Genomic DNA, 14016 nt, shown 5'->3' with positions numbered 1-14016 from the left:
CTCGTGACTTACTTAGAAGAGAAATGAGCAGCATCGCTTTGACGTCTAGAAGATGTAATGCGAGGCCCGAGGTGCGCCAGGAAGGTCGCTCTTTGGAGAGCCATGCCCCTTGGGGGTGTCATGCTGAACATGCTTTGTTGTTGTCATCAGCGCAGGCCTCTTTCTATTGGATTTCTTAGCTAAGCATACCATAGACTACGAGTTTATGGCAATAATAAAAGGAGAAGCTGCTGGCGGCCAAGAGCCGCCAGCAGCTTCTCCTTTTATTCCCTCTACCAGCTTGAGAGGCGGTCTTTCTGAGGAGTGGGCCAGAGTTCTGGATAAATTACATAAGTTGTACCATTTGAATATTTCAGCCAGACATTCTGGAAGGCCTGGCGTGGATAGACAATCTGGACGGCGGCGTCGCTGGCGGCGGCTGGATCATTGGTGATGACATCACCATTGGTCGTAAAGCCCTTGACGACGAGCAGGTGCCCACCTGAGGAAGGGATAGGCGTACCAGGTAGCTCGCCTTTCTTATAAGCGAGACTAACGACGATGGGTACACCAAACTTAATCCACTGCTCGATCTGGCTCATTGAGTACATGCGAGTAACAAAGGAGCGCAGGCCATAGCTACCGGAGTAACCCGTATTGAAAGGCCAGTTACCCGTGCCTTCGTACGTGAAGTCATAGGTATCGCGAGCCGCGTCGGGAACGGTTTGTGTCAATTTAGGGTAGTGGAGCAGATTGGACCAGTAGGCCATGACCATGCTGGTCGAGGTGGGGCTGCACCAGACCTCGCCGCCACCGCCATAGCCGAGGCCGTTGTATTCAGGCAGCATCTGCGAGCGCTGAGGTACATTCAGGCTCTTGCCCCAGACATGCTGATCGGGCGCGACCTGCGGTGTATGCGCTGGGTCTGAATCGTAGGAGGCGAAGGCCGTGACGCGCCGAATATCAGGTGTCACCGTGGGCGAGGTTGTAAACAGGGTCAGGCTGAGTTGATAGGCGGTCGCGGGCGTGTTTCCCGTAAAGAAGGTATCGGTCGCGATACTGCCACCATCATCGTACTGCCCATCGATGCTATGGCGCTTGATGGTGCTGAAATCACTGGCCCAGATCGGGAGATCATACCAGTGGGTCCAGGTGTCATTCTCTAGCACGCGAATATGGGTCTCAATCCAGGTGCCAGCGGGCGTCTCAGCATTCCAGGAGGCGACGGATGTGGTGAAGGGTTGTTTGGTCGTATGCACGGGTGAGAGAATTGTCCCGAAATAGAAGGAGCCAGCATTATAGTAGTTGTAATCGGGGCTATAGGCCCCGGGCGCGTAGGGGTCTTGTCCCGCGCACAGGCCAACCGAGGTCGCGAAGGATGCTGTCCCACCATCAATAGCGTCAGACGAGCAGGCCAGCTTCTTCTCTGAATCAAGCTTGAGGTGCCCAAATGGCGTCACCTGGACACCATTGAGGGACCAGGCCGCAAAGTCGTGATGCGAGTCCTGCTGCCAGAACTCATCATACTGCGCGGGCGTATCTACCCGCGTGGCTGCCTGGACCGATTGTCCAGCGAGCAGTGAGAGGCAGAGCAGGGCCAGCAGCGTGCTAAGGGAGAAGCGCAAGATACTGCCGCGCCTCTCCTGAGTGTGAAATAGCTTCATTGAGAACCTTTCTTCAAAAAATAGTAACCATATGTGAAGGGGTAAGTGAAAGATGTGTGTCTGGAAGAAAGGGCGAATTGTTATATTAACTTCACTTACCCTAAAGTGTAGGAAGAAAGATTGGTAAAGTCAAGTGTAAGAATTTATGCATGGATAAGAGAGTGGCATGGTATGCAAGTGAAGACCGCACACCATGCCACTCTCTCTGCTATTTTCTTACCAGTTAGTCAGACGATTGGCAGTGGGCATCTGCCAGTTCTCTGGCATGACGATATAGGCTGTGCCATGGGAGGAACGGAGCCATGCGTTCTGTAAAGCCTGCCGGTTATAGGTAATCTGTACTCTATCGTTGGACGCGCCCGCGGGATCGTTGGTGATCACGTCGCCATTGGCAGCAAAACCACGCACGACGATGATATGTCCATCGGTGCTGGGAATTGGCGCGTTAGGGAGTTGCCCATTCTGAAAACCTATGCTAATGATGACGGGCACGCCGACTTTAATCCACTGCTCGACCTGGCTCATGGAGTACATGCGCGTGATAAAGGCATGCAAACCATACGCCCCCGCGTGAGCCGTATTAAAAGGCCAGTTGCCCGTGCCCTGGTAGGTAAAGTCATAGGCTGCCTCTGCCGTGGCGGGAACGGTGAGAGTCAGCTCGGGCCGGTTGAGAATGCTAGACCAGTAGGCCATGACCATGCTGGTCGAGGTGGGGCTACACCAGACCTCGCCGCCGCCACCATAGCCCTGTCCCTGGTAACTGGCGAGCATCTGTGAGCGCTGTGGCACGCCCAGGTTGCGTCCCCACACGCTTTTGTCGGGCGAGATCTGGGGCGTGTGTTGTGGATCCGTCTCATATGAGGCGACGGCTGCTACACGGTACAGTACAGGAGTGGTATTGGGCGTGGTACTAAAGAGTGTGACCGCGAGCTGATAGGCGGTAGCAAGCTGCCCTTTGGTCCTGAAGGTGTCTGTATCGACAGTGCCAAAGGGATCATCCTGCCCATCAATACTGTGACGCTGGACCGTGCTCAAATCGCTGGCCCAGATAGGAAGCTTAAACCAGCGCGTCCAGGCCCCGTTAATCTGCACACGGACATGCGTCTGTATCCAGGTGCCCGCGGGCGTGGTTGCGTTCCAGGAAGCGACCAGGCTATTGATGGATCGGGCGGTCTGATGAATGGGCGAGATCAGCGCGCCATAGTAGAATTGCCCGCCATTATAGTAGTTCTGCTGGTTATACTGTCCCAGGCCAAAGGGGTCCTGCCCAACGCAGAGCTGCATGTTGCTATCATAGCTCACACTACCGCCATCGATATAGGCGGAGTAACAGTGTTGATTTCCCCCTCCAGGTGTTAGTAGAACTGTTCCATCGTTTACCAGAGCGGTGCTATTAAAGATCCAGGAGGAAAAGTCATGTGTGCCACTCAGTTGCCATAGTTCATGAAACTGACCTGTACTTGCTTGGTAGTTTGTCTGAGCCGAGGTCTCCATCGTCGCCTCTCCTTCTAAATGTAGAAGACAACAGTAGGCTGATGACAGGGCATTGAAAATCGGTACGTCTGCTTTTCGATCCTGCTAGCAAGAAAGGGGAGGGAAACAATAGGAATGATCGTTTCCTTTCATAAATTAGTGTAAAGTGCACTGCGCTTGAAAGTCAAGTAAAAGCGCTTGCTATCAAAAAAGTTGTATATATTGGATAAACATATGATAAACATGTTTAGAAGGCTGTATCTGGAAAGAGGCCAAAGAGCATCTCGCGAATGGGGGAGAAGCTGCGGCGGTGGTGGGGGGTCACGCCAAATTGTTTGAGCGCTTCGAGGTGCTCCGGCGTGCCATAGCCTTTATGTTGTTTAAAGCCATAGCGGGGAAACTCCTCGTGGAGTTGGTGCATCAAGCGATCTCGTGTCACCTTGGCGATGATCGAGGCGGCGGCAATGGAGAGGCAGCGTGAATCGCCCTTGGTGAGCGAGAGTTGTGGAAGTGGAATGTCACGGAGTCTGACGGCATCCAGGAGCAGGGCCTGAGCAGTGGGTGTCAGTTGTGTGAGTGCCACGCGCATAGACTGGAGCGTTGCCTGGAGGATATTGCGCTGATCGATCAGCTCAACTGAGCCAATACCAACGCCAACGGCTAGCGCGTGCTCCATAATCACATCATAGAGGCGCTCGCGTGTCGCCTCGTTTAGCTGTTTGGAGTCATTGACACCGGTGAAACGAGCAAGAACAGGCGTTGGATTGGACTCAAGAGGCAGAATGACGGCTGCGGCCACCACTGGGCCTGCCAGGCAGCCCCGTCCTGCCTCATCAAGCCCGGCAATAAAGCAATAGCCCTGTTCAAACAGGGCCATTTCTTCTGTGAGTGTTGGCGAAGATTTTTTAGTCTTCTGCATGAGCGGCTGCTGCGCGAGCCTCAGCCTTCGCGGCCTTCTCAGCGGCCTGCTTGCTGGTCATAGGACGGATCTCCTTCAGACGAGCAGCCTTGCCGGTTAGACCACGTAGGAAGTAGAGCTGCTTGCGGCGAACGCGAGCGTGGCGCAGAACCTCAATCTTCTCTACACGGGGAGAATGGAGAAGGAAGGTGCGCTCAACACCGACGCCATTTGTAATACGGCGGACGGTGAAGTTACGGTTGACGCTGCTGCCGCGCAGGCGCATGACGACGCCTTCGAACGGCTGAAGGCGTTCGCGGGTACCTTCAACAACTTTGACTTGCAGACGGACGGTATCGCCAGACTTTATTTCAGGAACATCTTTGCGTAACTGAGCACTTTCGACAGCGGCCAGTAGCGCCCGCCCTGCTGGCTTCGTTACGACTTTATTGTCGGCCATCCTAATACCTCCTGGTGCGCTCAGTGCTCATCGATTGTGAACAGCAAGATGGCAGAGCAATGGGCGCAAAAATTACTTCTCAGAGACTTTAGTTGTGTTGAGCTGCTTCATCAAGCGCGATTTGCGGCGAGAAGCATTGTTTTTGTGAATGACGCCTTTCTTGGCGGCGCGGTCTAGCTCGCTGATAGCGGCGCGAACGGCAGCCTCGCTGGCATCAAAGGCGACGTTATCGGTGGCGATGGCTGTGCGTGCCTTTGTGATGGTGGATTTCACCTTGGATTTGACGCTGCGGTTGTGTGCGCGGCGCTTCTGTTCCTGGCGCATGCGCTTTTCCGCAGATGCATTATTTGGCATGTTAAGTAAACTTCCTCCCCGAAAGATTGCCTCTTCAAACTACTTAGAAGAGTACCCCAAGGGTACGAAAAAGAGACTTGCACAAAAAAGATCCGACACTTGTGTCGGATTGGGTAAGTGCGCGTAGATTATATCAGAAGTGCCGAAGGTCTGTCAAACAAGCTCTTCCCAAGTTCCCAAGGCAGGGCTATTTGATTCTCTTCTGTTTCTTCCCTCGGCTCGCTACGCTCGCCTCGGTGGGAGGAGATGTGGGTGGCAAACGGCGGAGCCGTTTGCCACCCACATCTCCTCCCTCACGCCGTAGGCGCGAAGGGCGCGGTTAGGCGAGTGCCTGTTCGAGATCACGCAGAATATCCGAGATGTCCTCAATGCCTACCGAGAGGCGCAGGAGGGTATCGTTCAGGCCGCGGGCCTCGCGAATCTCTCTGGGGATTGAGCCATGCGTCATGCTAGCGGGATGGCAGACCAGTGACTCGATGCCCCCGAGGCTCTCGGCGAAGGTAAAGACGCGCAAGCGGCGTACAACGGTATCAACATCGCTCAGGCTTCCCTTGAACTGGAAGGAGACCATACCGCCAAAGCCACTCATCTGTCGCCTGGCCAGCGCATGGTCAGGATGCGAGGCGAGGCCGGGATAGTACACCTTCTCAACGCGCTTATGCTCGGTCAGGAAGTTGGCGACGGCGCGCGCGTTCTCTTCGTGCTGGCGCATACGTACCGCGAGTGTCTTGATGCCGCGCAGGGTCAGCCAGACGTCAAAGGGGCCAGGAACCGCTCCAGCGGCGTTCTGGTGGAACTTAATGGCCTCGTAGACGCTCTGGTCGTTCATGATCAAGGCCCCGCCGATGACATCGCTATGGCCATTGATATACTTGGTCGTGCTGTGCAGGACGATATCGGCCCCCAGATCGAGTGGACGCTGGAAGTAGGGGCTGGAGAAGGTATTGTCGACAACGAGCAGCACATTATGGCGGTGCGCGACCTCGGCGACCGCGCGGATGTCAACCAGGCTGAGCAGCGGATTGGTAGGCGTCTCTAGCCAGATGATTTTGGTGTTGGGACGAATTGCCTGCTCATACGCCTCGACACGATTGGCCGTAACATATGAGGTCTCAATGTTATAGCGGCTCATGATGCGATCAAAGATACGGTAGGTGCCGCCATAGAGATCGTCGCACGAGACAATGTGATCGCCCGCGCTCAGCAAGCTCAAGACGGCGCTTTCGGCGGCGAGTCCAGAGGCGAAGGCCAGGCCATAGCGCCCATTTTCGAGCGAGGCAAGGCAGGCTTCAAGCGCGGTGCGCGTTGGATTCCCAGTACGGGCGTATTCATAACCTTTATGTTCGCCCATGCCGCTCTGGGCATAGGTTGAAGTCTGATAGATTGGCGTCATAATCGCGCCGGTGGTTGGATCTGGCTCCTGCCCGGCGTGAATGGCCTTGGTAGCGAACTCCATCTTAAGTCCCTTTCGACTTCTTTCTTCATGAATAAGATATAGGCAATATGGACAAGACTATAGCACTATCCTCTTGCGAAGACAATGAGTACTATCCACGTAAATGGGTACAGCGTTAAAAGCAGGAGAAAATAGGAGTAAAGCGTACATTGTTGCCCCTCTTTTTTCTTCTCTATCTCTATTATTGAGAAGGCGCATAACTCACAAATTATTCCCGTTCAGCTAAAAGTACGGAGTTTAGGATAGGAAAAGTGTCCAGGGAGCATCGTAGAACGTATTAAGAAGAGAGTGTGGTGAACTAGCGAGGAAACGCGAGGCACAGTCATGGAGCATGCGGAGTTTAGAGATCAGCAGGATGAGAGTGAATTGACGATCAAAGGGCCGGAGCGTGCGCGTGTCGGAGTAGTGCTGGTCCATGGGCTGAACGGGAATCGCAGCGATATGGAAGAGCTTGAGCAACTCTTTCTAGCTCAGGGGATGCGCATCGAGAATATTCTCTTGCCGGGTCATGGCACACAGGTACAGGATATGTTGACGATTGGCTGGCATGACTGGGCCTCAGCCTTGCAACAGGCGGTACGAGCCTTTAAACTTCACTGCGACCAGGTCTTCCTGGTTGGCCACTCGCTGGGTGGCGCGCTATGCCTGCATATCGCCGCTCATGAAGAGGTATCCGGCGTGATCGCGATGTGCGCCCCGCTCTATATGCGTCCCTGGATGTTGCCCGCGATTCGCATGGTCAGGCAGTTGACTCCTTTCTTACCAACGTTGAGAGAGGATCTTCGCGATGCACAAGCCCGTAAGCACTATACCCGTAATGTCTATCGCTGGACCCCGATGGCCCCGGTTGAGAGCATGCTGCTCTACCTGCCCCGGTTGCGCGAAGAACTGCCGTGTATCACCATGCCAGCCCTGATTATCGCGGCCCAACGTGACCATGTAGTGCCGGTCCGCGATGGACACGAAATTTATCGCCTTCTGGGTTCACCTGAGAAGCAACTCGTGGTCCTCAAACGCTCATATCATCTCGTGATGAAAGACTATGACCGGCAAGAGGTAGAGGAGCGCTCGCTGGCCTTTATACAAAAGTACACTCACAAAGAAACTAAAACAGAAGATAGGCGCACTTATAGGGCCTGAATAGTCGCTGGCAGTCGTCATAGAGGAGAATATCGGTCGTAGCGAGCGTAGGTTGATCGTGTGGGGAGTGCAACCCTTTGCAGAACGCGCTAACAGGTAAGCTGTGCTAGTGACTTTCCAGAATAAGGCGCTTTCATGTTATACTGATAGATGCTAAGAGATGAGATGTGGAGCAGAAAAAACATTGACGCAGCATATAGATAGTCCGCCTGAAAAGCCACAAGACCACAAGACGCAGCCGACCCCACCACAAGCGATACGCTCGACACGTATCAGCATCGTAACGCTACTGGCACTGGTGAGCCTGCTCTTGATTATTCTAACAGCCCAGCTTTTTATCGCGCTCAACCAGCACGCGCAAATGGCGGCCCAGGAGGCCTCGGCTACGGCAACGGCCAGGGCCAACCAGTTGTTAACACCCAGCCCTACGCCTCAAAGCGATGACAATGGCCTCTTCCAGTTCTCGGGCAAGAATCCGACTGATACCTTGCAAGTGCCTGGGGGCCAGTATGTTGTCTATGAGGCCCAGGATGGCCTATACGCCGTGCAACTGGGTGGAGGCACGCCGCAGAAGCTTGATACTCCGGGTTATACCTATAGCCGCTCGATTCCGCCACGGGTGAATTCCCTTGGGCAGGTCATCTATGTTGGGAATGGTATCTGGCTCAGCGATATATTTGGCGGAACCTCCAGACAAATCGCGGCTGTGGACAGCAATCAGGTTGTCACATCGCTGGTGCTCAGCAGCGATGGTCTCTCAATCGCCTGGAGTACGGCTCCTAAAAGCGGTAGTGGGAATGTGAGCCTCTACACGGGAGCGTTAGACCATACAAAACTGGTCTATCAACAGGCAAATACGAATTGCCCCTGTTTTCGCGTGTTCTCATTTCTGCCAAATGGAAAGAACCAGGCAGCCAAGCAACTGCTCTTGACTGATGATCGCGGTGATCGTCGCTCTACGCAGTATGGCCTCTGGCTGTTAGATCTACCCAGTACGCAGGATAACTCGCTGGCGCAAAACCAAGATCCAAAAAGTTTGCTGACCGACGACGTCTCACAGATGCCCCTCTTGTTGACGCCTGCAAGCAACGCCTTGCTCTACTCAACCTATAGTGGTGTAGTGACTGCCCCGACAGATAATAGTGTGCCAGATGACATTGCTGGCCAGAATAATGCTAATAGCCTGGCGATTGTCAACCTGGACGCGTCGAAAGCCACGCTGGGAAATGCCCAGGTATTCTTGCCTGAGCAACATGGCTTAAACAATAATGCCGACTATCACTGGGTCCTCTCGCCGCAGGTTTCGCCGGATGGGCTTACGCTGGTCTACGTTATCTTTTCTAGCGATGAGCAGGCTCCCTTTGCGCGTCATAGTGCCTTGTATATGACGCAGATTAGTGGCAATGGGAAGCAGGTTCAGGTTGCCAAACCGGGCGTTCTGGCGATTACGTCCGCACGCTTTGTCGAGTTAGGGCCCTGGGTGAACGACCATATCCTGACAAGCTATGCTGATAATGCCATCTACGCGATGGATGTTACGACCGGTGCTATGAAAACCGTGATCAAAGGTAGTGGCTATATGCGCATTCTCTCGATTGTGCAACGCGGCCCTGAGTAGCAATAAAAGAAGCGTACGTAACATGCGTATATCAGCGATTGGGCGTCATACACGAAGCGCGCCGAGGCAGCTTGTGCTGCGTATTCTCTTCGCCATGTTTTGCCTGCTCTATGTTCTGGCAGTAATTGGGGTGGCCTTCGATGTGAAACCACCCTTCCCTATGGATTGGGCGGCGAGCTTCCTCCTCTATCTTGAAGGCGTACTCCTTCTACTAGCGGCTGCCTTCCTCTATGGCAGGCGGAGGGCCATCCAGGCTGGACTGCTTGTGATTATCTTCTCCTACCTGGCCGAGACCCTGGGTGTTACTACTGGCTTCCCCTTTGGTCGCTATGTGTATACATCTGTCTTACTGCCCCCGCTGCCCGGAGGTGTCCCTCTGCCCGTCATGTTTGCCTGGGTGCTGGTGATCTTTGGTGTCTATGGATGGGTACGCTCACTACGCCCTGGCTTTCGCCTCAGCCTCTTCGACATCCTGGCGGCGGGCCTGGCTGCTGTGCTACTGGATGGCGCGATAGAGCCTGTAGCTGCTCATATTGTTGATTACTGGCGCTGGGCGCCCGTCGGCAGCGTCTATTATGGTATTCCCCTGGTGAACTTTGTGAGCTGGTTTATGCTTGCCTGTCTGCTGGTCTGGCTCACGGATCGCCAGTTCGCGCCCGTCCAGGTCTTCCGAGTTGGGCCTCCCCGCCTGGCTCTGCGCCTTCCGCGCCTCCTCTTTGCTCTAAGCCTCCTGATGTTTGGCCTAATCGACCTGGCGCATGGCTACTATGGTGGCTGCGTCTGCGTGCTACTGTCGGGACTCATTCTCCTGGCCTACGCGCGACGGCGATAGCAGCCCGGTTATCCGTTTAGGCGCATCGTAAGCATCCTGGTAGATGGACTACCATAATTATGAGGAGAGAGCAGGCCCCAGGCAGCGCCAGGGCGAGAAAATGCCTGCCAGAATAGATAGATATGTCTGAACAGGGAAGAGAAATTATTGTCATCGGCGCAGGCATTGGTGGCCTCTCTGCCGCCATCCACCTGGCCGCAAAGGGACATCGTGTCCATGTGTTGGAGCGCCAGGCCCAGGTTGGTGGCAAGCTCAACCTGATTGAAAAGGAGGGCTTTGCCTTTGATACTGGCCCCTCGCTCATAACCATGCCCCACGTCCTGCGCGAACTCTTCGCGGTTGCCGGCAGACGTTTAGAAGACTACCTGGAGCTGATCCCTCTGGAGGTCACCTGTCGCTATTTCTATCGCGATGGCGTTGTCTTCAATGCCTGGCGTGACCGTGAACTCCTGGCCCAGGAGTTTGCCCGGCTCAATCCCGGGGATGGGGAGGCCTTTCGCCGTTTCTTTGAGCATGCGCGCTCGATCTACGAGGCCGCGGCTGACCCCTTTCTCTACCATAGCCTGGGGAGTCCGCTGAATATCGCGCGAACCTTCTGGCACTATGTCTTAAAGGGTCATGAATCGGGCGCGGGCGCTGATGAGCCGCTGAGCAGGCGCTGGCGGGCCGTCATGGCGGCTCTCTCGTCGCGTACGCTGGACCAGGAGGTGCGGCGCTTCTTCCAGGATGAGCATGCGCGCCAGTTCTTTGCGCGCTATGCGACCTATAATGGTTCCTCGCCCTACCAGGTGGCCGCGGTCTACAGCCTGATTCCCTATGTTGAGCTAGTAGATGGAGGTTGGTATCTGCGTGGGGGAATGTATAGTATCGCGCGGGCGCTGGAGAAACTAGCCCGCGAACTGGGTGTCACACTTGAGACCAATTGTGAAGTAAAGCGTATCCAGGTCTCAGAGCGCCGCAAACTCACGCGTTTGCGTCCAGAGGTGCGAGGCATCGTACTGGCTGACGGCCGGGTGCTTCACTGTGATGCCGTTGTCGCCAATAGCGATGTCGTGACCACGCATCGCCAGCTACTTTCCCCCGCTGTGCAGAAGCAGGCAACCCTGCGTAAACTTACAAAGCTTGAGCCATCCTGCTCCAGTTTCGTCCTGTTGCTGGGAACAGACAAGACCTATCCTGACCTGGAGCACCACAACATTTTCTTCTCCGATGACTACCAGGCTGAGTTCACCGACCTCTTCGAGAAGCGTGTGCCCATCCAGAATCCCACTATCTATATCTGTGCCACCACGCGCACTGATCCAACGCAGGCCCCTCCGGGATGCGAAAACCTGTTTATTCTCGTGAACGCGCCCTATCTGACTGAGGTTATAGATTGGCAGCGCGAGGCGCCAGCCTATCGCGAGCGCATTCTGGACATGCTTGCCAGCTACAAGCAGGTTGACCTGAGTGACCTGCGCGAACACATTGTCTGTGAAGAGATACTCACGCCTGAGGATTTCTGGCAGAAATACGGCTCAAACGCTGGCTCAATCTACGGTCTCTCCTCCAACGACCGCATGGCCCCCTTTACGCGTCCCGGCAACTGCTCTCCCGAGGTTGAGCGCCTCTACTTTGTGGGCGGGAGCACCCATCCCGGCGGTGGCATACCCCTGGTCATGCTCTCCGGCCGCATCGTCGCCGAACTAGTAGATGCATGTGTGAATGGATAGTGCAGAAGGAAGGGAGAAGAATGTGGAAGCCGAGCAGGGGGGTAAAGGGCATGGATAGATCATCCCGGCCACGCTCAACGGCGACAACTCTGGAACGTGGGCAGGACTTTTGTGACTCAGCCGGGTCACAGCGAGATTGCAAGCTCGACTTCCTAATATTTAGTTTAACGTGAGCGACAACAAGCAAAGGGCGATAAAAAGGGGAAGCATCTTGAGAGATGCTTCCCCTTGTCTCTTGTTGGTAGTAGCTGCTAGAAAAGGTTGCTGCGCTGGCGTGGGGCCAGCAGGACGGCGATGATCAGGCCCCCGACGATGCTGGCAATCAGTCCGTAGACCAGGGTTAGTTGCCCCTGGGCAAAGGCGATATTCAACACGATGTTGAGGACTGCGAATATCAGCCACTGCTGGAACGCGCCCTGGCCAAAGCCACCAAGGGATTTGCGGTTGATAAAGTAGAATCCACCCAGGGCCCCAAAAATGCCGAAGACGGCGTAGGTCATGCCTGCGGTTAAGGCTCCCAGGAAGTATTGGTTTACCAGGATACCGATAAGGCCGGATGCCAGGTAGATGACGATGTAGCGCCACTTGCCAAAGAGCACCTCGACGGCTCGCCCGACAAAGAAGAGCGAGATGAGGTTGATGATGAGTTGTATTGGACTGACCGTGAGGAAAATGGCGGCCACGTACGCGAGAGGATTTGCCCCGCTAAGGGTGACAACGCCTGTAAAAACAAGGAGAAAGGCAATGATGCTGAGCGCGACAATGATATTTGTTACCAGGCCGGGCATCTGGTTGATCATGAAGCGCGCGCGGATCATGCGGCGTTGCATCCCATTCGGACGTGACCAGGTGGGTATGGACTCCCTGCTGGCTCCATTCGCCGTATTTGTAGGAAGGATCGTGGGTTGAGCAGGCTGCTTGGCTGGCTCAGGTGGCGTCAGCGGCTCAACTGTTGGGAAGCAGTGCTCGAAGCGTCCACCATAGGAGAGGCGTGCCGCGCGTGCGCGTGCCAGGTTGGCGTCATATGTCTGTCCTATGGCGCGTAGCAAGTGTGAGCGTAGTGCGTGCGCATAGGCTATGCCAGGGTCCTCGCTGATGACGGCATCGACACTCTGAAGTGCACGCTCGAAGCGCCGGTCCAGGAGATCGAGCAAGGCCTGGGCCAGGCGGGATTCCTGTCCACCGGCGGGCTGTAGCTCCTGCACGCGGCGGCAGGCCATCTGTACCACGCCATAGCTTCCCAGCCCCAGGTTGGCTTCCGCCAGGCCCAGGTGAATCACCGGGTTATCAGACTCGAGCTGAGCGCCGTGTGCATAGGCGATGGCGGCCTCACGTGGGCTGCCCTGAGCCAGGGCTTGCTTACCCTGTTCCAGGTATGTCTGTATATCCATTTGTGCTTCCACAAGAATCCTCCAAAAAGAACCAGCAAAGGTAGGCGAGAAAGCGTTTCCCGTTACACTTTGGTCCCTACTAGATATAGGGAAATAACTGTAAGTATCAGTGTACCTAAGATTGTCAACAGGGCCAAGGGCCAGCGCTTTGTCAGGCTGTGGCGGTCGACGACGGTATAGGGTGATGAACTGCGATAGAGCGGGCTATAGCACAATCCCAGAAGGCAGCCGCTTATTAAGCCGCCAAAGTGAGCATAGTTATCGACATTTGCGATCATAAAGCCCACGCCGAGATTGATCCCAATAATAACAATGAGATAAAGAATCGAGAAGAGACCACCAAAGGGAAAGGCACGTCGATGGGTAATCACAAAGATACTAAAGACACCCACCAGGCCAAAGATCGCTCCCGAGGCTCCCAGGCTAACCTCCTCTGGCGCGAAATAGAAACTCGCCAGAATACTAATGATACCAGTGATGATATAGAGAAACAGGTAGCGCGTATGACCAAGCAAGCGCTCAAGGAAGATACCTAGCATCAGCAGGTTCAACATGTTAAGCCCCAGGTGCAGGAGGTTCGCATGAAGAAACATGGGCGTCAAGAAGCGCCAATACTCATGTTGCTGCACTATGGCTGGATTATATTTGGCCCCATAATCGATCAGGACCTGTGTGAGCGAGGCATCGTCTGCCGGCTGAATCGAGATCGCATTGGCCCAGACATGCGTAAGGATCGCCAGCCAACTATGAGCACCAGCTGCAAGAGCCGCTTTGTAGGCGGTGAGCATCCAGAGGAGGCTCATGCCCAGAACAAGCAGCCAGGTCACCCAGGCCATCCTATCGAGGCCACGGCGAGACTGGTAGCTGGAAAGGGCTACCTGGTAGCTCAAGCGGTCACGCGCTGTCGGCGTGGCTACTGGCTGCTGCTGTTGTGGACTGATCTTCAAGCATCCCTCGTGTCTATGGCTGCATCTCTACTCTATATATATCGTAACGTTTGGGCTTATTATTAGATACGAACGGGCACCTCAATAGTCGC

General features: G+C 54.9%; 12 protein-coding genes. 4 read left to right on the top strand and 8 right to left on the bottom strand.

From position 1 onward, the window contains the following. Positions 1–272: 272 nt before the first annotated feature. The 6 genes from KRAC_RS24215 to KRAC_RS24190 all read right to left on the bottom strand — a co-directional run bounded on the left by KRAC_RS24215 (position 273) and on the right by KRAC_RS24190 (position 6317). Entirely contained in the window at positions 273–1643 is a 1371-nt protein-coding gene (locus tag KRAC_RS24215) for a C39 family peptidase (protein ID WP_007911674.1), read from the bottom strand. A 216-nt stretch (positions 1644–1859) separates the two neighbouring features. After that, positions 1860–3137 carry a C39 family peptidase gene (locus KRAC_RS24210; protein ID WP_007911673.1) on the bottom strand — a complete coding sequence of 426 codons (1278 nt, stop codon included), beginning with the start codon at positions 3135–3137 and terminating at the stop codon, positions 1860–1862. Positions 3138–3363: 226 nt separating this feature from the next. Further along, a complete protein-coding gene (locus tag KRAC_RS24205; protein WP_007911672.1) occupies positions 3364–4035 on the bottom strand; it encodes a ribonuclease HII in 672 nt (223 codons plus the stop codon). Then, entirely contained in the window at positions 4022–4474 is a 453-nt protein-coding gene (rplS, locus tag KRAC_RS24200) for a 50S ribosomal protein L19 (protein ID WP_007911671.1), read from the bottom strand. Before rplS ends, KRAC_RS24205 begins: the two co-directional genes overlap by 14 nt. A 72-nt stretch (positions 4475–4546) precedes the next feature. Further along, positions 4547–4828, bottom strand: coding sequence for a 30S ribosomal protein S20 (gene rpsT / locus KRAC_RS24195; protein ID WP_007911670.1), 282 nt, complete (start codon positions 4826–4828; stop codon positions 4547–4549). Between the two features lie 319 nt (positions 4829–5147). Beyond that, the gene (locus KRAC_RS24190) at positions 5148–6317 is read right to left on the bottom strand and encodes a cystathionine gamma-synthase (RefSeq protein ID WP_274532135.1); all 1170 of its coding nucleotides are present in this window, start codon (positions 6315–6317) and stop codon (positions 5148–5150) included. A gap of 291 nt (positions 6318–6608) precedes the next feature. Between KRAC_RS24190 and KRAC_RS24185 the strand changes: the two genes are divergently transcribed. The 4 genes from KRAC_RS24185 to KRAC_RS24170 all read left to right on the top strand — a co-directional run bounded on the left by KRAC_RS24185 (position 6609) and on the right by KRAC_RS24170 (position 11586). Continuing rightward, positions 6609–7424, top strand: coding sequence for an alpha/beta hydrolase (locus KRAC_RS24185; protein WP_007911665.1), 816 nt, complete (start codon positions 6609–6611; stop codon positions 7422–7424). Positions 7425–7608: 184 nt separating this feature from the next. Beyond that, positions 7609–9042, top strand: coding sequence for a hypothetical protein (locus KRAC_RS24180; protein WP_040444084.1), 1434 nt, complete (start codon positions 7609–7611; stop codon positions 9040–9042). A gap of 22 nt (positions 9043–9064) precedes the next feature. Next, positions 9065–9874 (top strand): carotenoid biosynthesis protein, encoded by an 810-nt coding sequence (locus tag KRAC_RS24175; protein ID WP_040444082.1) that lies wholly within the window; start codon positions 9065–9067, stop codon positions 9872–9874. A 122-nt stretch (positions 9875–9996) separates the two neighbouring features. Further along, positions 9997–11586 carry a phytoene desaturase family protein gene (locus KRAC_RS24170; protein WP_007911659.1) on the top strand — a complete coding sequence of 530 codons (1590 nt, stop codon included), beginning with the start codon at positions 9997–9999 and terminating at the stop codon, positions 11584–11586. Between the two features lie 251 nt (positions 11587–11837). Here KRAC_RS24170 and KRAC_RS24165 read toward each other — a convergent pair whose 3' ends face one another. After that, on the bottom strand, positions 11838–12977 hold the full coding sequence (locus KRAC_RS24165) for a rhomboid family intramembrane serine protease (protein WP_040444081.1): 1140 nt from the start codon (positions 12975–12977) through the stop codon (positions 11838–11840). A 62-nt stretch (positions 12978–13039) separates the two neighbouring features. Beyond that, positions 13040–13924 carry a rhomboid family intramembrane serine protease gene (locus KRAC_RS62370; protein ID WP_007911655.1) on the bottom strand — a complete coding sequence of 295 codons (885 nt, stop codon included), beginning with the start codon at positions 13922–13924 and terminating at the stop codon, positions 13040–13042. Positions 13925–14016: the final 92 nt, after the last annotated feature.

It is taken from the genome of Ktedonobacter racemifer DSM 44963 (genome assembly GCF_000178855.1).
GTDB lineage: Bacteria > Chloroflexota > Ktedonobacteria > Ktedonobacterales > Ktedonobacteraceae > Ktedonobacter > Ktedonobacter racemifer.
This window is presented reverse-complemented; position numbering and strand designations above follow the sequence as displayed.